Origin of the sequence: Streptomyces sp. FXJ1.172 (assembly GCF_001636945.3) — a bacterium.
Lineage (GTDB): Bacteria > Actinomycetota > Actinomycetes > Streptomycetales > Streptomycetaceae > Streptomyces.
On record NZ_CP119133.2, the window covers coordinates 4,448,865 to 4,473,316 of the forward strand.

The window sequence follows — 24,452 nt, forward strand, 5'->3', positions numbered from 1 at the left end:
AGTGCCGGGGGCTACGGTTTCCGCATGGCTGCCCGTACGAAGACCACCAAGGACCGCCCGTCCTACCGCTGCACGGAGTGCGGCTGGCAGACGGCCAAGTGGCTCGGCCGCTGCCCGGAGTGCCAGGCCTGGGGCACGGTCGAGGAGTACGGCACGCCCGCGGTCCGCACGACGGCACCGGGCCGTGTCACCACCTCGGCGCTGCCCATCGGCCAGGTCGACGGCCGGCAGGCCACCGCCCGCACGACCGGCGTGCCCGAGCTGGACCGGGTGCTCGGCGGCGGTCTCGTGCCCGGAGCGGTCGTCCTGCTCGCGGGCGAGCCCGGCGTCGGCAAGTCCACCTTGCTGCTGGACGTGGCCGCCAAGTCCGCGAGCGCCGAGCACCGCACGCTCTATGTCACCGGCGAGGAGTCGGCGAGCCAGGTGCGGCTGCGCGCGGACCGCATCGGCGCGCTGGACGACCATCTGTACCTGGCCGCCGAGACCGACCTGTCCGCCGTGCTCGGCCACTTGGACGAGGTCAAGCCGTCCCTGCTGATCCTGGACTCGGTGCAGACGGTCGCCTCCCCCCAGATCGAGGGCGCGCCCGGCGGCATGGCCCAGGTGCGGGAGGTCGCCGGGGCGCTCATCCGGGCGTCCAAGGACCGGGGCATGTCCACACTGCTGGTGGGCCATGTCACCAAGGACGGCGCGATCGCGGGCCCCCGCCTCCTGGAGCACCTGGTGGACGTCGTCCTGCACTTCGAGGGCGACCGGCACGCGCGCCTGCGCCTGGTGCGCGGCGTGAAGAACCGCTACGGCGCCACGGACGAGGTCGGCTGCTTCGAGCTGCACGACGAGGGCATCACCGGCCTCGCCGACCCCAGCGGCCTGTTCCTGACCCGGCGGGACGAGCCGGTGCCGGGCACCTGCCTGACCGTCACCCTGGAGGGCCGCCGCCCGCTGGTGGCCGAGGTGCAGGCGCTGACCGTCGACTCGCAGATTCCCTCCCCGCGCCGTACGACGTCGGGCCTGGAGACCTCCCGGGTGTCGATGATGCTCGCGGTGCTGGAGCAGCGTGGCCGCATCAGCGCGCTCGGCAAGCGGGACATCTACTCCGCGACGGTGGGCGGGGTGAAGCTGTCCGAGCCGGCCGCCGACCTCGCCGTGGCGCTGGCGCTCGCCTCCGCCGCCAGCGACACCCCGCTGCCGAAGAACCTGGTGGCCATCGGCGAGGTGGGCCTCGCGGGCGAGGTCAGACGGGTCACGGGTGTGCAGCGCCGGCTCGCCGAGGCGCACCGGCTGGGCTTCACGCACGCGCTCGTGCCGACCGATCCGGGCAAGGTGCCGCCCGGTATGAAGGTCCTGGAAGTCGCGGACATGGGGGACGCGCTGCGGGTCCTGCCGCGCTCCCGTCGCCGAGAGGCCCCACGGGAGGCGGAGGACCGCCGGTAGACTTTGCCCAGGTCTCGCCCGTCCGTACGAACCGCGTGCGGGAGCGGGGGCGCGTCAGAACCTGCGACCGGAGGAGTGCAGTGGCAGCCAACGACCGGGCAGCAGCTCCCGGAAAGTCCGGTGGGAGTGCCGGTTCCGATGGCCTGATGCGCGCCTCGCTGAGCGCCGTGGCTCCCGGTACGGCCCTGCGTGACGGCCTCGAGCGCGTGCTGCGCGGCAACACCGGCGGGCTGATCGTCCTCGGCTCGGACAAGACGGTCGAGGCGATGTGCACGGGCGGTTTCGTGCTGGACGTGGAGTTCACCGCGACCCGGCTGCGGGAGCTGTGCAAGCTGGACGGCGGCATCGTCCTGTCGTCGGACCTGTCGAAGATCCTGCGCGCGGGCGTGCAGCTGGTGCCGGACCCGACGATCCCGACGGAGGAGACGGGCACCCGGCACCGTACGGCGGACCGGGTGAGCAAGCAGGTCGGTTTCCCCGTCGTCTCGGTCTCCCAGTCGATGCGCCTGATCGCCCTGTACGTGGACGGTCAGCGCCGCGTCCTGGAGGACTCGGCGGCGATCCTGTCCCGCGCGAACCAGGCACTGGCCACCCTGGAGCGGTACAAGCTCCGGCTGGACGAGGTGGCGGGCACGCTGTCGGCGCTGGAGATCGAGGACCTGGTGACGGTCCGGGACGTCTCCGCCGTCGCCCAGCGGCTGGAGATGGTCCGGCGCATCGCCACCGAAATCGCCGAATACGTGGTCGAACTGGGCACGGACGGCCGCCTTCTGGCCCTCCAGCTGGAGGAGCTGATCGCGGGCGTCGAGCCGGACCGCGAGCTGGTCGTACGGGACTACGTCCCCGAGCCGACGGCGAAGCGCTCCCGCACGGTCGAGGAGGCGCTGTCCGAGCTGGACGCGCTGACCCACGCGGAGCTGCTGGAACTCGGCACGGTGGCGCGTGCGCTCGGCTACACCGGATCTCCTGAGACGCTGGACTCCGCGGTGTCCCCGCGGGGCTTCCGGCTGCTGGCGAAGGTTCCGCGGCTGCCGGGCGCGATCATCGACCGGCTGGTGGAGCATTTCGGCGGCCTGCAGAAGCTGCTCGCCGCGAGCGTCGATGACCTGCAGACCGTGGACGGTGTGGGCGAGGCCCGGGCGCGCAGCGTGCGGGAGGGACTGTCGCGGCTGGCGGAGTCCTCGATTCTCGAGCGGTACGTCTAGCACGCCCGTCGAAGGGGCGCGGGGCACGACGGATCCCCCCCGGGCTGTCGGGCGCCTCAGTCCGCCGACAGCACGAACGAAGCCTGGAGCTTGCCGAAGCCCGGCGTCCTGGCCTCCAGCAGATACGTGTCCGCCTTCGCCGAGCCCGCCGCAGGCGTCGCGCACTGAGCGGCGCTCGGCTTGCGGTCCCACTTCACCGTGTACGTGATGCTCTGGCCGGCCGGCACCCGGAAGACGAGGTGCGCGGCTCCCCGGGGGCAGTCGGACGACGTCCAGTACGCGTCATGGCCGTCCGTCGGCGTGATGGTCAACACCGCGTTCTTCGGGCCGAGATCGATCTTGCAGTCGGTCGAGGCGCCGTTCTTCGCGGTGAGCTGGAAGGCCGGGGTCTGGTCCGGCGAGTAGGAGTTCTGCAGGCTCTTCAGGCTCAACGCCACTGTGGAGGAGGTGCAGTTGGGCAGCGAGGACGACGCCGGGAGCGCATCCCCCGCGACGACACTGCCGCCACCGGCGCCGCCCGAGGACGAGCCGTCACCGGACCCCGAGGAACCGGAGGAGGATCCGGAGGAAGAGGACCCGGAAGAACCGGAACCGCCGTCGTCGCCCGAGGAGGAGCCGCTCCCCCCGCCGCCCGACTCGTCGCGTCCGCCAGGGTGTTGGCTGATCGCGGGCCCGGACGAGGACGGGCCGGGGGTGATCGTGTGCGCGGGATTCTTGCCGCTGGACGTGTCGTTGCGCTTCTTGCCGCCCCCGCCGCCGGCGGTGACGACCCAGGTGATCAGCAGCGCCGACACGACGACCACGGACAGCAGTACGGCCCTCCTTCGCCAGTAGATGGAGGAGGGAAGCGGCCCGACCGGATTGCGCAGAGATCCCACGCGGAAACTGTACGAGAGATCGGCGCGCTTGCTTGCGTCACCCGCCGCGCGTGCGCCAACTTTTCCCGATCATCATCCCGGCAACTGCCGTGACGCCCAAGGTTCTTCGCTCTCCGCCACGCTCGGTGACCGTGCCGTCACCCACCCCGCCCGCCGAGGCGTGGCAGGATCGGAAGGCCATGACTGAGAAGCTTCACACCCCCGTGATCGCCTGGTTCGACACCCATGCCCGCGACCTGCCCTGGCGCCGCCCGGAGGCGGGCCCGTGGGGTGTGATGGTCAGCGAGTTCATGCTCCAGCAGACCCCGGTCAACCGGGTGCTGCCGGTGTACGAGGAGTGGCTGGCCCGCTGGCCGCGCCCCGCCGACCTCGCCAAGGAGGCGCCGGGCGAGGCGGTGCGCGCCTGGGGCAGGCTCGGCTATCCGCGCCGGGCGCTCAGGCTGCACGGCGCCGCGGTCGCCATAACGGAACGGCACGGCGGGGACGTACCGACGGACCACGCACAGCTGCTGGCGCTGCCCGGGATCGGCGAGTACACGGCCGCCGCGGTGGCCTCGTTCGCGTACGGGCAGCGGCATGCGGTGCTGGACACCAATGTGCGCCGGGTCTTCGCGCGGGCGGTGGTGGGGGTGCAGTACCCGCCGAACGCGACCACGGCCGCCGAGCGCAGGCTCGCCCGTGAACTGCTGCCCGAGGACGAGAAGACGGCTGCGCGCTGGGCCGCCGCCTCCATGGAGCTGGGCGCACTGGTGTGCACGGCGAAGAACGAGGGGTGCGCGCAGTGCCCCATCGCCTCGCAGTGCGCCTGGCGGCTGGCCGGCAAGCCGGAGCACGTGGGGCCACCGCGCCGCGGGCAGACGTACGCAGGCACGGACCGCCAGGTGCGCGGCAAGCTGCTGGCCGTGTTGCGGGAGGCGCACGCGCCGGTGCCGCAGGCCGTGCTGGACCGGGTGTGGCACGAGCCGGTGCAGCGCGCCCGCGCGCTCGACGGGCTTGTCACCGACGGTCTGGTGGAGCCACTGCCCGGTGGTCTGTATCGGCTGCCGCTGAGCTGACGCACAGCCAAGTCACAGGGGCGGCGCCTTCGTTACGAAGCATCAAACCCGACAAAGCACTATATAAAGGGACATAACAACCGCCTCCCGTACCCCGGACCCTCTTCCGTTACACAACCGACGGATAGCCGATTGCTAGCCGAAGGCTGGCCCGCACAGCGCCGTGACAACGACTGCCTAACTTCTTTTCCGTGCCCGGCAGACCACCGGACACGGGGAACGCAGGAACGCAGGACTTCAGGCAACGGGCCGGAGTGAACGGGGAACGGAGGCGGTTGATCATGGCGCAGGGCGAGGTGCTCGAATTCGAGGAGTACGTCCGCTCCAGGCAGGACGCGCTGCTGCGCAGCGCCCGCCGGCTGGTCCCGGACCCGGTCGACGCCCAGGACCTGCTGCAGACCGCGCTGGTGCGGACGTACGGCCGCTGGGAGGGCATCGCCGACAAGCGGCTGGCCGACGCCTACCTGCGCCGCGTCATGATCAACACGCGGACCGAGTGGTGGCGGGCCCGCAAGCTGGAGGAGGTCCCGACCGAGCAGCTGCCGGACGCCTCCGTGGACGACTCCACCGAACAGCATGCCGACCGGGCTCTGCTGATGGACATCATGAAGGTACTCGCGCCGAAACAGCGCAGTGTTGTAGTACTGCGACACTGGGAGCAGATGTCCACGGAGGAGACGGCCGCCGCCCTCGGCATGTCGGCCGGTACGGTCAAGAGCACGCTGCACCGGGCGCTCGCCCGGCTCCGCGAGGAGCTGGAGGCCCGCGATCTGGACGCACGCGCGCTGGAGCGTGAGGAGCGGGAGCGTTGCGCGGCCTGACAGGGGCCGGGCCCGACGGGGCCCCAGGCGGTACACAGGCGGTGATCACGGTGGGGGCCGTGCTCGCCGCCCTCGCCCTTTTGGTCGCCGCGTGCGGCACGGGCGGCACGGGCGCCCGGGACGAGGGCCCGGCGCATGCCTCGGCGGTGGCGGGTGCCGTCGCCACGCCCTCGCCGAGCCCCTCCAGGTACAAGCGGGTGGACGCGATCGCGCTGGTCCGGCAGGACCCGTCGGTGTCCGCGGCGGTGAAGCGGGAGCTGAAGCCGTGCAGCGGCGAGTATCCGGTGGACGTCTCCTACGGCGAGCTGACCGGCGGCTCCGTCAACGACGTCGTGGTCAATGTGCTGACCTGCGGCGACTTGGTGGGCGTCGGCTCGTATGTGTACCGGAACGTCGGGGGCACGTACAAGAATGTGTTCAAGGCGGAGGAGTCGCCGGTCTACGCGGAGATCGACGGCGCCGACCTGACCGTGACCAAGCAGGTGTACGACACGGACGACCCGGTGTCGAACCCGTCCCGGGAGACCGTGATCACGTACCGCTGGAAGGCGGGCCGGTTCGCTCAGACGAGCAGCCACGAGACCGACTACAGCAAGGCGGGCGGCGACACGACGATCGCCCCCGACAACTGACCGACCGCTGACCGACCACTGAACGACCGCTGACCGACCACCGACCGACCACGACAAGCGACTGATCACGAGGACTGAGAGCACCGGGATGGCAGAGCAGACCCACGTCCTGTTCGTCGAGGACGACGACGTCATCCGTGAGGCCACCCAGCTCGCCCTGGAGCGGGACGGCTTCGCGGTCACCGCCATGCCCGACGGCCTGTCCGGCCTGGAGGCGTTCCGGGCCGACCGCCCCGACATCGCGCTGCTGGACGTCATGGTCCCCGGCCTGGACGGCGTCAGCCTGTGCCGGCGGATCCGGGACGAGTCGACCGTGCCGGTGATCATGCTGTCGGCGCGCGCCGACTCCATCGACGTCGTCCTCGGCCTGGAGGCGGGCGCCGACGACTATGTGACCAAGCCGTTCGACGGCGCCGTGCTGGTCGCCCGGATCCGGGCGGTGCTGCGCCGCTTCGGGCACGCGGGCGGCGGCGCGCAGGGCGAGCAGGCCGCGGACGAGGTGTCCGGCGGCGTGCTCACCTTCGGCGACCTGGAGATCGACACCGAGGGCATGGAGGTGCGCCGGGCCGAGCGGCCGGTGGCGCTCACTCCCACCGAGATGCGTCTGCTGCTGGAGTTCTCCTCCGCGCCGGGCACCGTGCTCTCCCGCGACAAGCTGCTGGAGCGCGTGTGGGACTACGGCTGGGGCGGGGACACCCGGGTCGTCGACGTCCATGTGCAGCGGCTGCGCCAGAAGATCGGCCAGGACCGGATCGAGACGGTCCGCGGCTTCGGCTACAAGCTGAAGGCCTGAGCGGGGCGCACATGTGGGGGTTCCTTCGGCGGCCGAAGCGCCGCGTGGAGCGCATGGATCTGCGCACCGGGCTCAGATGGAAGCTCAGCGCCGCGATCGCGCTGGTGGCCGGTCTCGTGGCGATCGTGCTGAGCCTGGTCGTGCACAACGCGGCCCGGGTCTCGATGCTGGACAACGCGCGCGAGCTGGCCAACGACCGCGTCCAGATCGCCCAGCGCAACTACGAGCTGAACCGCCACCCCAACTTCCCCAACATCAAGCTCGACGACCCCGAACTGCCTGCCGCGCTGCGCGAGACGCTCGAGCAGGGCCGGATGGTCAGCGACGTCTCCGACCACGGCGGGAGGGCGGACATCTGGGCGGCCGTGCCGGTCAAGGACGGGCACGTACTGTCGTACCACAGCCATCTGCCGGGTCCTTCGGCCAACATGATGAAGGATCTCGACCAGGCACTGGTCATCGGTTCGGTCGCGGTCGTGCTGGGCGGCAGCGCGCTCGGCGTGCTGATCGGCGGGCAGTTGTCCCGTCGGCTGCGCAAGGCGGCCGCGGCCGCGAACCAGGTCGCCAAGGGCGAGACCGACGTGCGGGTACGGGAGGCCATCGGCGGGGTCGTACGGGACGAGACCGACGATCTCGCGCGCGCGGTGGACGCCATGGCGGACGCTCTGCGGCAGCGCCTGGAGGCCGAGCGCCGGGTCACCGCCGACATCGCGCACGAACTGCGCACCCCGGTGACGGGCCTGCTCACGGCGGCCGAACTCCTGCCCCCCGGCCGCCCCACGGAACTGGTCCTGGACCGGGCGAAGGCGATGCGCACGCTGGTGGAGGACGTCCTGGAGGTGGCCCGGCTGGACGGCGCCTCGGAGCGGGCCGAGTTGCAGGACATCATGCTCGGCGAGTTCGTCGCCCGGCGCGTGGCGGCCAAGGACCCGGACGTCGTTGTACGGGTGGTGCACGAGTCGGAGGTCACGACCGACCCGCGCCGCCTGGAGCGGGTGCTGTTCAACCTGCTGGCGAACGCCGCCCGGCACGGCCGGCCCCCGATCGAGGTGACCGTCGAAGGCCGGGTCATCCGGATAAGGGACCACGGCCCCGGCTTTCCCGAGGAACTCCTCGCCGACGGCCCGAGCCGCTTCCGCACCGGCAGCATGGACCGCGCCGGGCAGGGCCACGGCCTCGGCCTGACCATCGCGGCCGGCCAGGCCCGCGTCCTCGGCGCCCGCCTGACCTTCCGCAACGTCCGGCCCGTGGGAGCCCCGCCCCACATCCCCTCGGAGGGCGCGGTGGCGGTGCTGTGGCTCCCGGAACACGCTCCCACCGCGACAGGGAGTTATCCGACGCTGCCGATGTCGGGGGGCAGCGTCTCGTAGCATCAGCTCGGCCGGATGGGCGTCCCGAGGACATCGCCCGCGTCTTCGGGCTTAGGCCCAGTCCCGCTCCAGGTCCAGCCCGCCCTCGCGCCGCTGGGTGAAGGAGAACCAGTTGCCGGAGTCGTCCCGGAAGAGGGCCTCGGTGCCGTAGGGGCGCTCCTGGGGTTCCTGGAGGAACTCGACCCCGCGGTCCTTGAGCTTCTTGTAGTCGCCGTGGATGTCGTCGGTCGCGAGCACGCCGGCGCCGAGGGCTCCCTTGCTGATGAGCTTGCGCATCATCTCGGCGGAGTCGGGGTCCATCGCGGGCGGTCCGGGCACCATGAGCGTCAGCTCGACGTCGGGCTGGCCGGGCGCGCCCACGGTGAGCCAGCGCATGCCGCCCTCCCCCATGGTCATGTCCGTACGGACCTCCAGACCGAGCTTGTGGGTGTAGAACTCCTTGGCCCGGTCCTGGTCGAGGACCCAGACGGTGGTGATGGCCAGTCCCTTGATCATGGTTCTGCTCTCCTGTCGGCGGTGCCGGTGACGTTGTCGGCGCATTCCCCTTCGTCACCGTAGGCAGGGCCAGGCGCGGACCGCTTCTCCGATCTTGCGGTGCTGAAATTGCCGGCCCAGAGCATGACGTAGCAGCCGGGTATCAGGGAGGCTCCGCGGCCCACGTGCCGTGCGCGGTACGCGCTCGGGGTGAGTCCCGTACGAGCCTTGAAGCGGGCGGAGAACGTGCCGAGGCTGCTGAAGCCGACCAGCGTGCAGATCTCGGTCACCGTGAGATCGGCGCAGCGCAGCATCTCCTCGGCCCGCTCGATCCGCCGGTGGGTCAGATACTGGCCCGGCGTCTGGCCGTAGGCCTCCTTGAAGGCGCGCAGGAAGTGATACCGCGAGTACCCGGCGCGGGCGGCGACCGCGTCCAGATCGAGACCGGGGTCGGCCCAGTCCCGGTCCATGGCGTCCTTGGCCAGACGCATGCGGCGCAGCTTGTCCATGAAGCCGATGGTGGCAGAAGGGTCTGACACCGCCTTCCCGGCCGAGCGAGCCGGACGGGCGAGTGACGGCGGGTGAGGGGCAAAAAGAAGAAGACCCCGGGGCGGACACCGACCGGGGTCTTCAGCTCAGGGTGAGGTCAGACGGCCTCGACCATCGGCATCGCGGGAGCGGCGTCCTCGCTCTCGGCCGAGGGCTTGGCACCGGCGCCCCGCAGCGGCACCTCCTTCACGAACAGCGCCGCGATCAGCACGATCACCGCGATGCCCGCGCCCAGCAGGAACGCCGAGTGCGTACCGGCGGAGACGGCGTGCTGGTACGCCTCCCGGATCATCGGCGGCAGCTTCTTCAGGCTCTTGGCGTCCAGCGCCGCGCTCTTCTCGGTCATGTGCTTGCCGGCCGCTCCGGCCCGCTCGGCCATGACGTGCTTGACCCGGTCGTTGAACAGCGCGCCCATGATGGCCACGCCGAAGGAGGAGCCGAGCGTACGGAAGAGCGTCGCGGACGAGGAGGCCACGCCCATGTCCTTCATCTCCACGCTGTTCTGCGCCACCAGCATGGTGATCTGCATCAGGCAGCCCATGCCCAGGCCCAGTACGGCCATGTAGATGCCGGAGGTCAGCCGGGTCGTACCGGTGCCCATGAGGGACAGCAGATACAGTCCGGCGATCATCAGCGCACCGCCGGCGATCGGGAAGATCTTGTAGCGGCCGCTGTTGGTGGTGACCCGGCCCGCGACCATCGAGGTCACGAGCATCGCGCCGAGCATCGGCAGGAGCAGCAGACCGGAGTTGGTCGCGGAGGCGCCCTGCACCGACTGCTGGTACAGCGGCAGGTAGAGCGTGGCGCCGAACATCACGAAGCCGGTGATGAAGCCGATGACCGACATCAGGGTGAAGTTGCGGCTCTTGAACATGTGCAGCGGCAGCACCGGCTCGGCGGCCCTGGTCTGCCACCACACGAACCCGATCAGCGAGACGACGCCGATGGCGATCAGTTCCATGATCCGCGCGGAGGTCCAGGCGTACTCGGTGCCGCCCCAGGTGGTGACCAGCACGATCGAGGTGATGCCCACGGTCAGCAGGGCGACACCCAGGAAGTCGATGCGCGCCCGCGCCCGCTTCTTCGGCAGGTGCAGCACGGCGCTGACCAGCGCCAGGGCCACGGCGCCCAGCGGGAGGTTGATGTAGAACGACCAGCGCCAGCCCCAGTTGTCGGTGATGGTGCCGCCGACCAGCGGACCGCCGATCATCGCCAGCGCCATGACGCCGGCCATCATGCCGGTGTACTTGCCGCGCTCCCGCGGCGGGATCAGATCGCCGATGATCGCCATGACGCCGACCATCAGACCGCCGGCGCCAAGACCCTGCACGGCGCGGAAGCCGATCAGCTGCCCCATGTTCTGGGCCATGCCGCTCAGGGCGGAGCCGATCAGGAAGAGGACGATCGAGCTGAGGAAGGCGCCCTTGCGCCCGTACATGTCACCGACCTTGCCCCAGATCGGGGTCGAGGCCGCGGTGGCCAGGGTGTAGCCGGTGACCACCCAGGACAGGTGCTCGAGGCCGCCCAGATCGCCCACGATCGTCGGCATCGCCGTACCCACGATCATGTTGTCGAGCATCGCGAGCATCATCGCGATCATGAGCGCGAGCAGGACCACCCGCACACTTCTGGGCTGTTTGCCCTCCGGGACGCTTATGACTGTGTCCGCCATCTCTTTCCACTCCCCCTACCGCGGCTACTTACTTGCCGCCCGGCTAGTTCACTACACTGGGGAAGGTAGCCCTTTTACTAGCCGGGCGTCAAGTAAGTTTCCGTGGGAGTGCGAGGAGTACGAGGATGGGCGTCACCATGGACGGCACGAAGCAGCAGCGCCGCGGCAACACCCGCCAGCGCATTCAGGATGTGGCGCTCGAACTCTTCGCGGAGCAGGGCTACGAGAAGACCTCCCTGCGCGAGATCGCCGAGCGTCTCGAGGTCACGAAGGCGGCTCTGTACTACCACTTCAAGACCAAGGAAGAGATCATCGTCAGTCTCTTCGACGATCTGACGAAGCCGATCGAGGACCTGATCGAGTGGGGCCGCAGCCAGCCGCACACCCTTGAGACCAAGCAGGACATCGTCCGGCGCTACAGCGCGGCGCTCGCCGGCGCGGAGCCACTGTTCCGCTTCATGCAGGAGAACCAGGCGACGGTACGGGAACTGCGCATCGGCGACACCTTCAAGGACCGGATGCGCGGCCTCAGGGACATCCTCATCGACCCGGAGGCCGAACTCGTCGACCAGGTGCGCTCCGTCAGCGCGATGTTCACGCTGCACGCCGGGATGTTCGTGATGCAGGACCTCGAGGGCGACCCCGAGAAGAAGCGCGAGGCCGTCCTCGAAGTCGCCCTGGACCTGATCACGCAGGCGCACGAACACGCCCGTGCGCAGGACCGGTTGAGAGAGTGACACCCTTGCCGGCGGCAGTCCGGCACAGGTGCGCGTACGGCAATGTGACGCACACCTCTAGGCACCTACTGTCCAGTAACCCTGCGGTTCCCCTCACGCCACCCTCACCTCAGATCATGCCCCTGACATTCAGGCCGCCCATCCGCGTGAGAGGACCCCCACCGATGACCAGAGGCCCCAGGGCTCGCCGCATCTCCGCCACCGCCGTCTCCGTGGCCGCCCTGGCCGCGCTGGCCGCCCCGGCCCAGGCCGCGACCACGAGCAGCACCATCGCCACCACCGCCACCACCACCAAGGTGGACTACGCAACCTGGCAGAAGGACTGCCAGACGGTGATGGACCAGGCCCTGCCGTACCTGAAGGCACGCATCGCCGCCGCCGAGCCGGGCGAGAAGCAGGCGATCGTCTTCGACATCGACAACACCACGCTGGAGACGGACTTCGGCTTCAGCTACCCCCAGCCGGCCAACAAGCCGGTCCTGAACGTCGCGAAGTACGCCCAGGAGCACGGCGTCTCGCTGTTCTTCGTCACAGCCCGCCCGGGCATCATCTACCTGCCCACCGAGTACAACCTCGAGCACGACGGCTACGACGTCTCCGGCCTCTATGTGCGCGGCCTGTTCGACCTGTTCAAGGATGTCGCCGCCTACAAGACCGCCCAGCGCGTCGACATCGAGAACAAGGGCTACACGATCATCGCGAACATCGGCAACAGCGCCACCGACCTCTCGGGCGGTCACGCCGAGAAGACGTTCAAACTGCCCGACTACAACGGCCAGTTGTCGTAAGGCTGAGCTTTCCCGGGCATGCGAAAGGGGCCGGTGCCCGAAAGCACCGGCCCCTTTCACCCGGATGTGACGCTTACGCGTCCTTGCTCAGGTTCGGCCCGGCACCGCCGGCCGCCTGCTCGATCGGCGGGACGTCGGGCAGCGCCGCCTTCTCCTCACCCCGGAAGGTGAAGGTCTGGGCGTCGCCCTCGCCCTCGGTGTCCACGACCACGATGTGACCGGGGCGCAGCTCGCCGAAGAGGATCTTCTCCGAGAGCGTGTCCTCGACCTCGCGCTGGATCGTGCGACGCAGCGGACGCGCGCCCAGCACCGGGTCGTAACCCTTCTTGGACAGCAGCTCCTTGGCGGACTGGGACAGCTCGATGCCCATGTCCCGGTCCTTGAGGCGCTCGTCCACCTTGCTGATCATCAGGTCGACGATCCTGAGGATGTCCTCCTGCGTCAGCTGCGGGAAGACGACCACGTCGTCGACGCGGTTGAGGAACTCGGGCCGGAAGTGCTGCTTCAGCTCGTCCTGGACCTTGTTCTTCATGCGCTCGTAGTTGGTCTTCGTGTCACCCGAGGCCGCGAAGCCCAGGTTGAAGCCCTTGGAGATGTCCCGGGTGCCGAGGTTGGTCGTCATGATGATGACCGTGTTCTTGAAGTCCACGACCCGGCCCTGGGAGTCGGTCAGGCGACCGTCCTCCAGGATCTGCAGCAGCGAGTTGAAGATGTCCGGGTGGGCCTTCTCGACCTCGTCGAACAGGACGACGGAGAACGGCTTGCGGCGCACCTTCTCGGTCAGCTGGCCGCCCTCTTCGTAGCCCACGTAGCCGGGGGGCGAACCGAAGAGACGCGAGACCGTGTGCTTCTCGCTGAACTCCGACATGTCGAGGGAGATCAGCGCGTCCTCGTCACCGAAGAGGAACTCGGCGAGCGCCTTGGACAGTTCGGTCTTACCGACACCGGACGGGCCGGCGAAGATGAACGAACCACCGGGACGCTTCGGATCCTTCAGGCCCGCGCGCGTACGGCGGATCGCCTTCGACAGCGCCTTGACGGCGTCGTTCTGGCCGATGACCCGCTTGTGCAGTTCCTCTTCCATGCGGAGCAGGCGGGAGGACTCCTCCTCGGTCAGCTTGAAGACCGGGATGCCCGTGGCCGTGGCGAGGACCTCGGCGATCAGCTCGCCGTCGACCTCGGCGACGACGTCCATGTCGCCGGCCTTCCACTCCTTCTCCCGCTTGGCCTTGGCGGCGAGGAGCTGCTTCTCCTTGTCGCGCAGGGAGGCGGCCTTCTCGAAGTCCTGCGAGTCGATCGCGGACTCCTTGTCCCGGCGGACGGCGGCGATCTTCTCGTCGAACTCGCGCAGGTCCGGCGGAGCGGTCATCCGGCGGATGCGCATCCTAGATCCGGCCTCGTCGATCAGGTCGATCGCCTTGTCCGGCAGGAAGCGGTCCGAGATGTAGCGGTCGGCCAGGGTGGCGGCCTGGACCAGGGCCTCGTCCGTGATGGAGACGCGGTGGTGGGCCTCGTAGCGGTCGCGCAGGCCCTTGAGGATCTCGATCGTGTGCGGCAGGGACGGCTCGGCGACCTGGATGGGCTGGAAACGGCGCTCCAGGGCCGCGTCCTTCTCCAGGTGCTTGCGGTACTCGTCCAGGGTGGTCGCACCGATGGTCTGCAGCTCACCGCGGGCCAGCATCGGCTTCAGGATGGAAGCCGCGTCGATGGCGCCCTCGGCGGCACCCGCACCGACCAGCGTGTGCAGCTCGTCGATGAACAGGATGATGTCGCCGCGGGTGCGGATCTCCTTGAGCACCTTCTTCAGGCGCTCCTCGAAGTCACCGCGGTAGCGGGAGCCGGCGACCAGGGCGCCGAGGTCCAGCGTGTAGAGGTGCTTGTCCTTGAGCGTCTCGGGCACCTCGCCCTTGACGATGGCCTGGGCGAGGCCCTCGACGACGGCGGTCTTGCCGACGCCGGGCTCACCGATCAGCACCGGGTTGTTCTTGGTACGGCGGGACAGCACCTGCATGACCCGCTCGATCTCCTTCTCGCGCCCGATGACCGGGTCGAGCTTGGACTCACGAGCGGCCTGGGTGAGGTTCCGGCCGAACTGGTCGAGGACGAGGGAGGTCGAGGGGGTGCCCTCGGCCGGGCCGCCGGCGGCGGCGGTCTCCTTGCCCTGGTAACCGGAGAGCAGCTGGATGACCTGCTGCCGCACCCGGTTGAGGTCTGCACCCAGCTTGACCAGGACCTGGGCGGCGACGCCCTCGCCCTCACGGATCAGGCCGAGCAGGATGTGCTCCGTGCCGATGTAGTTGTGGCCCAGCTGAAGGGCCTCGCGGAGCGACAGCTCCAGGACCTTCTTGGCACGGGGGGTGAAGGGGATGTGACCGGACGGGGCCTGCTGGCCCTGGCCGATGATCTCCTCCACCTGCTGGCGGACCGCCTCAAGCGAAATGCCGAGGCTCTCCAGGGCCTTAGCGGCGACACCTTCGCCCTCGTGGATGAGACCCAGGAGGATGTGCTCGGTGCCGATGTAGTTGTGGTTGAGCATCCGGGCTTCTTCCTGAGCCAGGACGACAACCCGCCGCGCGCGGTCGGTGAACCTCTCGAACATCGTTAATCGCTCCTCAGAGCGGTCAGGCAGTGGGGGGAACTTCCCCTCCCTGTCCTTCCGCAGCTTAGTCCCGCAAGCGGGGACCGCTCATTCCAACTGCCGACACCGTCCTTGGCCTCCTGACCCCGAACGCCGACATCTGCTCCAACCTGATGGTGCGAGACGATGTTCCCGCAGGCCAGGCAGTTACCCCACTCGCCAGTACGCCGATGGCGAACGTGAGACGGCCCGTCCTGCGTGTCGCCCCCTCCCACTAGGCATGTCTTACCCGTCGGCACGGACACTCCATGCCGCGTGCCCCCGTTCCCTCCGCTATGGGCGAACAACCTCACGCCTCCCCGGACCCCCATGCGCCCCCTTTTTCGAAACCATGCGCATTTGAGGCGGCACCCAGCGTAACCTCGCGGCCGTTTCGGCGGTTGCGCCTGGCATGGCTGGCCCGGTCCCCACACACCACACGACTGCCACGGCTCACCTGCCCCCGGTGAGCGGCGATCCCACGGTCCACACCGTCCCCCTTCCCCGCCGGCCCCTCGGTCCGGGCCCGGCGCCCTGCGGTCCGTCGGCCGGCCCTCAGGAGCGGGCCCGCCACTGGTACGAGAACGATCTGGGCTGGGCGACAGTGCCCGGACGGCCGCTGCGGTTGCTCACCGGAGTGCGGTTCGACGTCCTGGACGTGCCGGCCGAGGCGGGCGCGCAGGCGCTCCGGCATCTCGCGCCGGGCTCTCCGGTGGCCCTGCGGGGCGGCCGGATGGAGCTGCTGGTGGCCGCGGGCAGCGCGGAGGAGCTGCCGGGGCTGCTGGACTGGCTGGAGTGGAGCGCCGTTGCCCTCGACCTGCGGGTCCTGGGTGCGGGCGAGTCACTGGAGGCACCGCCGCCGCCCGCGCGGAGGGCCGGTGCGGTGCAGGAGGCCGGCTCAGGGAAGGCAGCCGGTTCCGTACGGGGGGCCGCCGCATGGCTGCGGCCCCCCGGGCCGGGCCGCGGGGTCGAAGCCTCGCTGCCGGCGCTGTCGGCCGTGGGACGCGAGGGGAGCGCCCACGATCTCGTGCGACTGGTGGACACGGTGGCAGCGTGGTGTCACCGAATCCGGCTGCGGCACGCGTGCGCGTGCACCGAGTCGTCCCCCGCCTTGCGGCGAGATCAGCCGTTGGCCTTCTCGTAAGCCTCGCGAATGGACGCGGGAACACGGCCGCGGTCGTTGACCTCGTAACCGTTCTCCTTCGCCCAGGCGCGGATCGCCGCGGTGTCCTGGCTGCCACCGGAAGCGGCACGCGCCTTTCCACGTCCGCCAGAGGCACGGCCTCCGGTACGACGACCGCCCTTCACATAGGGATCGAGAAGGCCACGCAGCTTGTCCGCATTGCCGGTCGTGAGATCGATCTCGTACGTCTTGCCGTCCAGCGCGAACGTCACGGTCTCGTCCGCCTCGCCGCCGTCGAGGTCGTCGACAAGAAGGACCTGAACCTTCTGTGCCACCGGATTTCCTTTCATCGATAACGTTGAGGGCCAGGGGTGTGCGGCGTCCCGCCGTTTCGCCGCCCCTGTTATATGCAGTACTGCAGTACGTCGGAAAGCAAACCGCTTTTGCCGGAAAAACACAAACCCCTGGGAGAGGACCGGCGGACCGCCCCCGTCCGGAAACATGCGCGTTTCGGACATAGGGCACCGGGGCAATGACGATCACAGATGCAGAAGCATCCGGCTGTTGCCCAAGGTGTTCGGTTTCACTCGTTCGAGACCGAGGAACTCCGCGACGCCCTCGTCATAGGAACGCAACAGCTCCGCGTAGACATCGGTGTCGACGGGCGTCTCGCCGATCTCCACGAAGCCGTGCTTCCCGAAGAAGTCGACTTCGAAGGTCAGGCAGAAAACGCGGCGAACGCCGAGCCAGCGTGCCGTCTCGACCAACTTCTCCAGCAACTGATGGCCGACGCCGGCGCCCTTGAGGCCGGGCTTCACCGCCAGAGTGCGGACTTCCGCGAGGTCCTCCCACATGACGTGCAGCGCACCGCAGCCGACCACCTCGGCGTTGTCGTCGCGTTCCGCGACCCAGAACTCCTGGATGTCCTCGTAAAGCGTGACCGTGGCTTTGTCGAGCAGGATGCGGTCACGCACGTAGGCGTCGAGGAGGTGGCGTACGGCCGGGACATCGCTGGTCCGCGCCCGCCGGACGGTGATGGCTTTTGCGGAGACTTCGGGGTGCTCTGCTGACATGAGCGGACGCTATCGCCCGGCCGTGCCCTCTGCCGAGCCGGGGTTCTCCCCTTGCCGGGGTTCGGCGGCTTCCTGTTGCGCGGGTTCCTGTTGCCGGGCTTCGGGGGGTTCCAGGGTTTCCGGGCCCTGGACGATGCGTACCGCGTCCCGGAGTGCCTGACGCTGTTCGTCGCTCATCATCCCGAAGAAGGCGACGAGAGCGGCCGCCGGGTTGTCGCTCTGCGACCATGCGTCGTTCATCAGGGCGGCGGCGTACGCGGCTCGCGTCGAGACGGCCTCATATCGATAGGCCCGCCCTTCCGCCTCACGGCGCACCCAGCCCTTCTGATGGAGATTGTCCAAAACGGTCATCACGGTGGTGTACGCGATCGAGCGTTCCTGCTGGAGGTCTTCAAGGACTTCTCGAACGGTCACCGGGCGGTTCCACTTCCACACCCGCGTCATGACCGCGTCTTCGAGTTCTCCCAATGGGCGAGGCACAGCTCAGAACAATAGTGGGAGAACCCGGCAATGGCGTGCCGGACGTGCACCAACCCTGCGAATACGAACAAAAAGGGCGTACGACTCGAAGTCGCACCGGGATGCGAGAGTCGTACGCCGGGGAAGGCGGAGCCGGGCGAACCGCGCGGGCGCCGGGCGGGGATCAGCTCAGGCGTCGCCGCCGGCGGGGGCCTGCCGTGCACTCTCCGCGCGCGCGAGGGCGGCGTCGACGGCCGCGTCCTCCTTGGCCTTGGCGGCCCCGCCCTGGGTCTTCACGATCACCCTGACCACACCGATGAAGAACACGGCCATCACGACCGGAGGCACGAGCGCGGAGACGTAGTCCATGCCTCCAGAGTAGCCAGGCCGGAACGGGCGAAAGGGGCGGGGTGCGCGAACCGCCCGGCCGGCCTCCCCACCTGCGCAGAGACGCACGCGCGCGGGGCGGGGAGCGGGGGCCGGCGGGGGTCAGCCCGCGGCCAGCTGGCGGGACTCGGCCGAGTCGGCCGGGGGTGCCGGTTTGCGGCGCGGGAAGACCTCGCCCGGCGTCGGGATGGGCCGCTTCGGTGCCGCCGGTTCGGGCGCGGGGCGCTCCGCAGGGGCCGGTCCGGGCTTCTGGGCGGGCTTCTCCGCGGGTTTCGACGGTTCCTCGCCCTCCCCGGCCCCGGACTCGCGCGCGCCCCCGGGGAGGGCCGTCAGGCGCGTCCGCGAGGGCGGCACGGTGGGCGCCGGCACGGCCCTCGCGCCCTGTGCGAACCGGGCCCGCACGTCCTGCTCGGCCAGCGCCTGGCAGCGGTCCAGCAGCGCGGCCGCCGCGGGGTTGCCGCGCAGTGCCCGCAGCGCGGCGAGGTCGTCCGCCGTCGGCCGGTGCCCGGCGGCCAGCACCTCCTCCAGGAGGGTGAGATATCCGGCGGCGGTGCCAGGGAGGGCGGCCCGGTACCGGGCGAGGTCGGCCACCAGGAACGCGCGCAGTCTCGCCCCCTCGCACATCGCCTCGTCGAGCGACTCGGCGAGCCGGAAACAGTCCTGGACGTCTCCGGCGGAGGCGGGACCGGAGTGAAGGGCGAGGGCGAGGGCGCGGCGGAGCACACGCAGCTCCTCCACGCCGAACGCCATGCCGCCGCGGGATCCGTATGGCGTGGGCATGCGGCGACGCTACCGCTAATCGGACAAAAGTGACGGAACGGAACGATGTGTCGCCGCGTGTCGCTCCCGGTTTCCCTCGACCGGGGCCGCCGGCCCGCACGCGCGCGTGAACCGGGAGGACCGGCCGGCCGGTCACCTCACAGACGCGACACGTTCCGCTCGTACACCAGGCGCAGCCCGATCAGCGTCAGCCACGGCTGGTGCTCGTCGATCGCCGAGGACTCCCCCAGCACCATCGGCGCGAGCCCGCCGGTGGCGATCACCGTCACGTCGTCCGGGTCGTCGGCCAGTTCCCGGGCCATCCGCTCCACCACGCCGTCGACCTGCCCGGCGAAGCCGTACACGATGCCCGCCTGCATGGCCTCGACGGTGTTCTTGCCGATCACGCTGCGCGGCCGGGCGACCTCGATCTTGCGCAGCTGTGCGCCCTTGACACCGAGTGCCTCGACCGAGATCTCGATGCCGGGCGCGATGACCCCGCCGACGTACTCCCCGCGCGCGGAGACCGCGTCGAACGTGGTCGCCGTGCCGAAGTCGACGACGATCGCCGGGCCGCCGTAAAGCTCCACGGCCGCGACCGCGTTGATGATCCGGTCCGCACCGACCTCCTTGGGGTTGTCGGTGAGGATCGGCACGCCCGTCTTCACGCCCGGCTCGACCAGCACCGCGGGCACGTCGCCGTAGTACCTGCGGGTGACCTCGCGCAGTTCGTGCAGCACCGAGGGGACGGTCGCGCAGATCGCGATGCCGTCGATGCCGTCGCCCAGCTCGTCGCCGAGCAACGGGTGCATGCCCATCAGGCCCTGGAGCAGCACCGCCAGCTCGTCCGCGGTGCGGCGCGCGTCCGTGGAGATGCGCCAGTGCTCGACGATGTCCTCGCCGTCGAACAGGCCGAGGACGGTGTGCGTGTTGCCGACGTCGATCGTGAGCAGCATGGCCGTTACTCCGCCTCGCGCAGGTCGAGGCCGATGTCCAGGATCGGCGCGGAGTGGGTGAGCGCGCCGACGGCCAGGAAGTCCACGCCCGTGTCGGCGTACATCCGCGCGGTGTCGAGCGTCAGCCGCCCGGAGGCCTCCAGCAGCGCCCGCCCGCGGACGATCCCGACGGCCTCCGCGCACTCGTCGGGCGTGAAGTTGTCCAGCAGGATCAGGTCCGCGCCCGCCTCGACGACCTCGCGCAGCTGGTGCAGCGTGTCGACCTCGACCTCGATCGGCACCTCCGGGAAGGCCTCCCGTACGGCCTTGAAGGCCTGCGCGACGCCGCCGGCGGCGACCACGTGGTTGTCCTTCACCAGGGCCGCGTCGGACAGCGACATGCGGTGGTTGACGCCCCCGCCGCAGCGGACGGCGAACTTCTCCAGCGAGCGCAGCCCGGGCGTCGTCTTGCGGGTGTCGCGCACCTTGGTCCTGGTGCCCTCCAGCGCGTCCGTCCACGCGCGCGTGGCGGTCGCGACGCCCGACAGGCGGCACAGGATGTTCAGCGCGCTGCGCTCGGCGGTGAGCAGGTCACGCGTGCGCGTGGTGACCGACAGCAGCTTCTGCCCGGCCTCGACCCGGTCGCCGTCCTCGACGTGCCGCTCGACCTCGAACTCGTCGGTGCAGACCACGGACAGGACGGCCTCGGCGACCCTGAGGCCCGCCACGACGCCCGCCTCGCGCGCGGTGAAGTCGCCGGTGGCGGTGGCGTCCTCGGCAATGGTCGAGACGGTCGTCACGTCCACGCCGCCGTCCAGGTCCTCCTGGATGGCGACGTTGGCGATGTCCTCGACCTCGATCGGGTCGAGCCCTGCGGCGGCCAGCAGCTCGGCGAGCGCGGGGTCGAGCCCGCACTCCAGGTATTCCTGGTCGCCCTCGGCGCCGCAGGCGCAATCGTCGCCGCAGCCGCCGGCGGAGGCGAGGGGAAGGTCGTCGGTGCTCACGTCTGTCACTGCTCCTGGGGGCGCTGGTCGTTCCGGGTCGTGGGGAAGTCTGCGGTGTCGGTGGTGCGTACGGCCAGCGACCGGTCCGGGCCCAGCCGTACGACGATGTGGCGGCGCCAGGCGGTGTCGTCGCGCTCGGCGCGGTCCTCGCGCCAGTGGCAGCCGCGGGTCTCCTCGCGCAGCCGGGCGGCGGCGACCAGGACGCGGGCGACGCACAGCAGGTTGGTGGCCTCCCAGGTGTCGACCCCGGGCTCGGCGGTCTTGCCGTTCTCCTCGAGGGCACCGCGGGCCTGCGCGTGCAGTCGCTGCAGCTGCTCGGCGGCCTGCGCGAGGGATTCCTCGGAGCGCAGCACGCCGGCGCCCTCGGTCATGATCCGCTGGATGGTGAAGCGGGTCTCGGGGGCGAGCAGCGGGTGCGCGGGCTTGTCGGGGTACGGGACCGGTGCGGGCACGCGCGCGTGGAGGCCGTTCTCCGCGTGGACGGCGGCGATGTCGGCGGCGATGCGCTCCGCGTAGACGAGGCCTTCGAGCAGGGAGTTGGAGGCGAGCCGGTTCGCGCCGTGCACACCGGTGCAGGCGACCTCGCCGCACGCGTACAGGCCGGGCACGGTCGTGCGCCCCTGGGCGTCGGTGCGCACGCCGCCGGAGGCGTAGTGGGCGGCCGGGGCGATCGGGATGGGCTCGGTGAGCGGGTCGATCCCGTTGGCCCGGCACGCGGCCAGGATGGTCGGGAAACGGTGCTCCCACATCTCGGCGCCGAAGTGCCGGGCGTCGAGGTACATGTGCTCGGCGCCCTGCTCCAGCATCCGCCGCAGGATGCCCTTGGCGACGATGTCCCGGGGCGCCAGCTCGGCCAGTTCGTGCTGGCCCACCATGAAGCGCACGCCGTCGGCGTCGACCAGGTGGGCGCCCTCGCCGCGCACCGCCTCGGAGACGAGCGGCTGCTGCCCCTCGGCGTCCGGGCCGAGGAACAGCACGGTCGGGTGGAACTGCACGAACTCCAGGTCGGAGACCTCCGCACCCGCGCGCAGCGCCAGCGCCACGCCGTCGCCGGTGGACACGGACGGGTTGGTGGTCGCCGAGAACACCTGGCCCATGCCGCCGGTCGCGAGGACCACCGCGGGGGCGTGCACGGCGCCCACACCGTCGTGCTGGCCCTCGCCCATCACGTGCAGCGTCACACCGGCCGTACGGCCCTCGGCGTCCGTCAGCAGGTCCAGCACGAGCGCGTTCTCGATCGCGCGCAGCCCGCGCGCGTGCACGGCCTCCACGAGCGCCCGGGACACCTCCGCGCCGGTGGCGTCGCCGCCCGCGTGCGCGATCCGGCGCCGGTGGTGGCCGCCCTCGCGGGTGAGGTGGATGTCGCCCTCGTCGTCGGTGTCGAAGTGCGCGCCGGTGGAGATCAGCCGCCGTACCGCGTCGGGGCCCTCGGTGACGAGGATCCGTACGGCCTCCTCGTCGCACAGGCCCGCGCCGGCCACCAGGGTGTCGTCGAGGTGCTGCTCGGGGGTGTCTCCCTCGCCGAGGGCGGCGGCGATGCCGCCCTGCGCCCAGCGCGTGGAGCCGTCGTCCAGGCGGGCCTTGGTGACGACGACCGTGGTGAGGCCGGCCGCCTCGCAGCGCAGGGCCGCGGTCAGGCCGGCCACCCCCGAGCCGACGACGACCACGTCCGCGGAGATGCTCCACCCGGGTGCGGGCGCGTGCAGTCGTATGCCTGTGCTGGTCACGAGGCGGCTCCGAGGGTTCCGAAGGTGAGGGGCAGGTTGTCGATCAGCCGGGTCGTACCGACCCGGGCGGCGACGGCGAGGACGGCCTCGCCGGTGAAGTCGTCGCCGATCTCGGTGAAGTCGGCGGGGTCGACCAGGGCGAGGTAGTCCAGCCGGAGCGGCGGGACGAAGCGGGCGGCCTCGTCCAGGACCTGGCGGGCCGTCGCGCGGACCGCGGCCGGACCACCGGGCGCGGCGGTGGCGACGGCGTGCGCGTCGGCCGCCGCGCGGGACTCCCCTATGGCGCTCAGTGCCTCGGCACGCGCGTGCGTGGAGGGCACTTCGCGGGCACGCGCGCGCAGCGCCTCCTGGGCGGCGTGCCGGTCACGGCCCGCGAACAGCGCCCGGGACAGCGCGAGCGCGGTGGCGCGCTCCTCGGGCGAGAGGTAGCGGTTGCGGCTGGACAGGGCGAGCCCGTCCGCCTCGCGCACAGTCGGTACGGCGACGATCTCGACACCGAAGTTCAGGTCCCGCACCATGCGCCGGATCAGGGCCAGCTGCTGGGCGTCCTTCTGCCCGAACAGGGCCGCGTCGGGGCGGGTGAGGTGCAGCAGCTTGGCGACGACCGTCAGCATGCCGTCGAAGTGGCCGGGCCGCGAGGCGCCCTCCAGGCGTTCGCCCATGGGGCCGGCGGTGATGCGCACCTGGGGTTCGCCGCCCGGGTAGACCTCGTCCGCGCTGGGCGCGAAGACCGCGTCCGCGCCGCACTGCTCGGCGAGCTTCAGGTCGGCCTCGAGGGTGCGCGGGTAGCGGTCGAGATCCTCACCCGCGCCGAACTGCAGCGGGTTGACGAAGACGGTGACGACCACCTCGCCGTCCGGTCCGGCCAGCTCCCGCGCGGTGCGGATCAAGGTGGCGTGGCCCTCGTGCAGGGCGCCCATGGTCATCACGACGGCACGGCGGCCGCGGCGCACGCGCGCGTGCAGCTCTTCGGCGGTGCTCAGCAGGGCGGTGGTCATCAGGCGTTCCCCTCGGTGCCGTTGGTCCCGGTGGTGCCGGTGGTGCCGGTGGATCCGTCGGCCAGCACGCCGAGCAGGTCCTCGGCGAGTTCCGGCTTCAGCAGGCCGTGGGCGAGGGCCCGGTCGGCGGTGGCGCGGGCCATGGCGAGGTAGCCCGCGACGGTCTGCGGGGCGTGCTTGCGCAGCTCGGTGACGTGCGCGGCGACCGTGCCGGCATCGCCGCGCGCGACGGGCCCGGTGAGCGCCATGTCGCCGGAGCGCAGCGCGTTGTCCAGGGCGGCGCCGAGCAGCGGGCCGAGCATCCGGTCGGGCGCCGCGACGCCGGCCGTGCGCAGCAGCTCCATGGACTGGGCTACCAGCGTCACCAGGTGGTTGGCGCCGAGCGCGAGGGCCGCGTGGTAGAGCGGGCGGTTCTCCTCGCTGATCCACTCCGGCTCGCCGCCCATCTCGATGACCAGGGCCTCGGCGGCCAGCCGCAGCTCCTCGGGCGCGGTGACGCCGAAGGAGCAGCCGGCCAGGCGCTGGACGTCCACCGGGGTGCCGGTGAACGTCATCGCCGGGTGCAGGGCCAGCGGCAGCCCGCCCGCGCGCAGGGCGGGGGCGAGGACACCCACGCCGTACCGGCCGGAGGTGTGCGCGAGCAGCTGTCCCGGCCGTACGGCGCCGGTCTCGGCGAGGCCGGCGACAAGGCCGGGCAGAGCGTCGTCGGGGACGGTGAGCAGCACCAGGTCGGCACGCTCGAGGACCTCCGCGGGCGGCACCAGCGGCACGTCCGGGAGCATGGTCTCGGCGCGCCTGCGGGAGGCGTCGGAGACACCGGACACGGCCACCGGGCGGTGTCCGGCGAGCTGGAGGGACGCGGCCAGCGCCGGGCCCACGCGGCCGGCGCCGACGACGCCGACGGTGAGCCGCGCGGGGCGGTCCTTGAGGTCTGGCTGGTGGACTGTACTCACGCGACGGCG

The 24,452-nt window shown here is 70.8% G+C and carries 25 protein-coding genes; 10 read left to right on the plus strand and 15 right to left on the minus strand.

Annotated elements, in window-relative coordinates:
- Positions 1 to 24: 24 nt before the first annotated feature.
- On the plus strand, positions 25 to 1,434 hold the full coding sequence (radA, locus tag A6P39_RS19770) for a DNA repair protein RadA (protein WP_067052712.1): 1,410 nt from the start codon (positions 25 to 27) through the stop codon (positions 1,432 to 1,434).
- Between the two features lie 80 nt (positions 1,435 to 1,514).
- The gene (disA, locus tag A6P39_RS19775; protein WP_067052714.1) at positions 1,515 to 2,639 is read left to right on the plus strand and encodes a DNA integrity scanning diadenylate cyclase DisA; all 1,125 of its coding nucleotides are present in this window, start codon (positions 1,515 to 1,517) and stop codon (positions 2,637 to 2,639) included.
- Positions 2,640 to 2,695: 56 nt separating this feature from the next.
- Here disA and A6P39_RS19780 read toward each other — a convergent pair whose 3' ends face one another.
- Positions 2,696 to 3,517, minus strand: a complete 822-nt coding sequence (locus A6P39_RS19780; protein ID WP_199840949.1) for a hypothetical protein — start codon at positions 3,515 to 3,517, stop codon at positions 2,696 to 2,698.
- A gap of 179 nt (positions 3,518 to 3,696) precedes the next feature.
- On the opposite strand from A6P39_RS19780, the gene A6P39_RS19785 reads away from it, so the two are divergent.
- The 5 genes from A6P39_RS19785 to cseC all read left to right on the plus strand — a co-directional run bounded on the left by A6P39_RS19785 (position 3,697) and on the right by cseC (position 8,188).
- Positions 3,697 to 4,572 (plus strand): A/G-specific adenine glycosylase, encoded by an 876-nt coding sequence (locus A6P39_RS19785; protein ID WP_067052717.1) that lies wholly within the window; start codon positions 3,697 to 3,699, stop codon positions 4,570 to 4,572.
- 281 nt (positions 4,573 to 4,853) lie between these two features.
- The gene (locus A6P39_RS19790; protein ID WP_067052719.1) at positions 4,854 to 5,393 is read left to right on the plus strand and encodes a SigE family RNA polymerase sigma factor; all 540 of its coding nucleotides are present in this window, start codon (positions 4,854 to 4,856) and stop codon (positions 5,391 to 5,393) included.
- Entirely contained in the window at positions 5,381 to 6,025 is a 645-nt protein-coding gene (locus A6P39_RS19795) for a hypothetical protein (RefSeq protein WP_443052894.1), read from the plus strand. Before A6P39_RS19790 ends, A6P39_RS19795 begins: the two co-directional genes overlap by 13 nt.
- A gap of 88 nt (positions 6,026 to 6,113) precedes the next feature.
- Positions 6,114 to 6,818 (plus strand): two-component system response regulator CseB, encoded by a 705-nt coding sequence (gene cseB, locus A6P39_RS19800; RefSeq protein ID WP_067051464.1) that lies wholly within the window; start codon positions 6,114 to 6,116, stop codon positions 6,816 to 6,818.
- A gap of 11 nt (positions 6,819 to 6,829) precedes the next feature.
- Complete coding sequence (gene cseC, locus A6P39_RS19805) at positions 6,830 to 8,188, plus strand: two-component system sensor histidine kinase CseC (RefSeq protein ID WP_067051466.1); 1,359 nt, start codon at positions 6,830 to 6,832, stop codon at positions 8,186 to 8,188.
- Between the two features lie 51 nt (positions 8,189 to 8,239).
- On the opposite strand, the gene A6P39_RS19810 is transcribed toward cseC, so the two are convergent.
- The 3 genes from A6P39_RS19810 to A6P39_RS19820 all read right to left on the minus strand — a co-directional run bounded on the left by A6P39_RS19810 (position 8,240) and on the right by A6P39_RS19820 (position 10,883).
- A complete protein-coding gene (locus A6P39_RS19810; protein ID WP_067051468.1) occupies positions 8,240 to 8,683 on the minus strand; it encodes a VOC family protein in 444 nt (147 codons plus the stop codon).
- Positions 8,680 to 9,171 carry a helix-turn-helix domain-containing protein gene (locus A6P39_RS19815; protein WP_067051470.1) on the minus strand — a complete coding sequence of 164 codons (492 nt, stop codon included), beginning with the start codon at positions 9,169 to 9,171 and terminating at the stop codon, positions 8,680 to 8,682. Before A6P39_RS19815 ends, A6P39_RS19810 begins: the two co-directional genes overlap by 4 nt.
- A gap of 137 nt (positions 9,172 to 9,308) precedes the next feature.
- On the minus strand, positions 9,309 to 10,883 hold the full coding sequence (locus A6P39_RS19820; protein ID WP_067051472.1) for an MDR family MFS transporter: 1,575 nt from the start codon (positions 10,881 to 10,883) through the stop codon (positions 9,309 to 9,311).
- Positions 10,884 to 11,008: 125 nt separating this feature from the next.
- Here A6P39_RS19820 and A6P39_RS19825 point away from each other — a divergent pair, with 125 nt between their 5' ends.
- Together A6P39_RS19825 and A6P39_RS19830 are read left to right on the plus strand one after the other, a co-directional pair.
- Positions 11,009 to 11,620 carry a TetR/AcrR family transcriptional regulator gene (locus tag A6P39_RS19825; RefSeq protein WP_067051474.1) on the plus strand — a complete coding sequence of 204 codons (612 nt, stop codon included), beginning with the start codon at positions 11,009 to 11,011 and terminating at the stop codon, positions 11,618 to 11,620.
- 164 nt (positions 11,621 to 11,784) lie between these two features.
- The gene (locus A6P39_RS19830) at positions 11,785 to 12,408 is read left to right on the plus strand and encodes an HAD family acid phosphatase (protein WP_067051477.1); all 624 of its coding nucleotides are present in this window, start codon (positions 11,785 to 11,787) and stop codon (positions 12,406 to 12,408) included.
- 73 nt (positions 12,409 to 12,481) lie between these two features.
- On the opposite strand, the gene A6P39_RS19835 is transcribed toward A6P39_RS19830, so the two are convergent.
- Positions 12,482 to 15,007: an ATP-dependent Clp protease ATP-binding subunit gene (locus A6P39_RS19835; protein ID WP_067051479.1), complete on the minus strand. Its 2,526-nt coding sequence runs from the start codon at positions 15,005 to 15,007 to the stop codon at positions 12,482 to 12,484.
- Between the two features lie 484 nt (positions 15,008 to 15,491).
- Here A6P39_RS19835 and A6P39_RS19840 point away from each other — a divergent pair, with 484 nt between their 5' ends.
- On the plus strand, positions 15,492 to 16,169 hold the full coding sequence (locus A6P39_RS19840) for an SCO3374 family protein (protein ID WP_199840912.1): 678 nt from the start codon (positions 15,492 to 15,494) through the stop codon (positions 16,167 to 16,169).
- On the opposite strand, the gene A6P39_RS19845 is transcribed toward A6P39_RS19840, so the two are convergent.
- From A6P39_RS19845 to A6P39_RS19890, 10 genes are all read right to left on the minus strand, one after another.
- Positions 16,148 to 16,483, minus strand: coding sequence for a histone-like nucleoid-structuring protein Lsr2 (locus A6P39_RS19845; protein WP_067051481.1), 336 nt, complete (start codon positions 16,481 to 16,483; stop codon positions 16,148 to 16,150). The genes A6P39_RS19840 and A6P39_RS19845 overlap by 22 nt on opposite strands.
- 204 nt (positions 16,484 to 16,687) lie before the next feature.
- On the minus strand, positions 16,688 to 17,221 hold the full coding sequence (locus tag A6P39_RS19850) for an amino-acid N-acetyltransferase (protein WP_067051482.1): 534 nt from the start codon (positions 17,219 to 17,221) through the stop codon (positions 16,688 to 16,690).
- A gap of 9 nt (positions 17,222 to 17,230) precedes the next feature.
- Positions 17,231 to 17,665 (minus strand): BlaI/MecI/CopY family transcriptional regulator, encoded by a 435-nt coding sequence (locus A6P39_RS19855; RefSeq protein ID WP_067051484.1) that lies wholly within the window; start codon positions 17,663 to 17,665, stop codon positions 17,231 to 17,233.
- A gap of 204 nt (positions 17,666 to 17,869) precedes the next feature.
- Positions 17,870 to 18,049, minus strand: coding sequence for a hypothetical protein (locus A6P39_RS19860; RefSeq protein ID WP_067051486.1), 180 nt, complete (start codon positions 18,047 to 18,049; stop codon positions 17,870 to 17,872).
- Between the two features lie 120 nt (positions 18,050 to 18,169).
- Positions 18,170 to 18,817 (minus strand): hypothetical protein, encoded by a 648-nt coding sequence (locus A6P39_RS19865; RefSeq protein WP_067046537.1) that lies wholly within the window; start codon positions 18,815 to 18,817, stop codon positions 18,170 to 18,172.
- Between the two features lie 167 nt (positions 18,818 to 18,984).
- A complete protein-coding gene (locus tag A6P39_RS19870) occupies positions 18,985 to 19,782 on the minus strand; it encodes a type III pantothenate kinase (RefSeq protein WP_067046540.1) in 798 nt (265 codons plus the stop codon).
- Positions 19,783 to 19,787: 5 nt separating this feature from the next.
- Positions 19,788 to 20,765, minus strand: a complete 978-nt coding sequence (gene nadC, locus A6P39_RS19875) for a carboxylating nicotinate-nucleotide diphosphorylase (RefSeq protein ID WP_067046542.1) — start codon at positions 20,763 to 20,765, stop codon at positions 19,788 to 19,790.
- A gap of 5 nt (positions 20,766 to 20,770) precedes the next feature.
- Entirely contained in the window at positions 20,771 to 22,492 is a 1,722-nt protein-coding gene (locus tag A6P39_RS19880; RefSeq protein WP_067046544.1) for an L-aspartate oxidase, read from the minus strand.
- Positions 22,489 to 23,490, minus strand: coding sequence for a pantoate--beta-alanine ligase (gene panC, locus A6P39_RS19885; RefSeq protein WP_067046546.1), 1,002 nt, complete (start codon positions 23,488 to 23,490; stop codon positions 22,489 to 22,491). Before panC ends, A6P39_RS19880 begins: the two co-directional genes overlap by 4 nt.
- Positions 23,490 to 24,443 carry a Rossmann-like and DUF2520 domain-containing protein gene (locus A6P39_RS19890; protein ID WP_067046548.1) on the minus strand — a complete coding sequence of 318 codons (954 nt, stop codon included), beginning with the start codon at positions 24,441 to 24,443 and terminating at the stop codon, positions 23,490 to 23,492. The genes panC and A6P39_RS19890 overlap by 1 nt, the downstream gene beginning before the upstream one ends.
- Positions 24,444 to 24,452 lie beyond the last annotated feature (9 nt).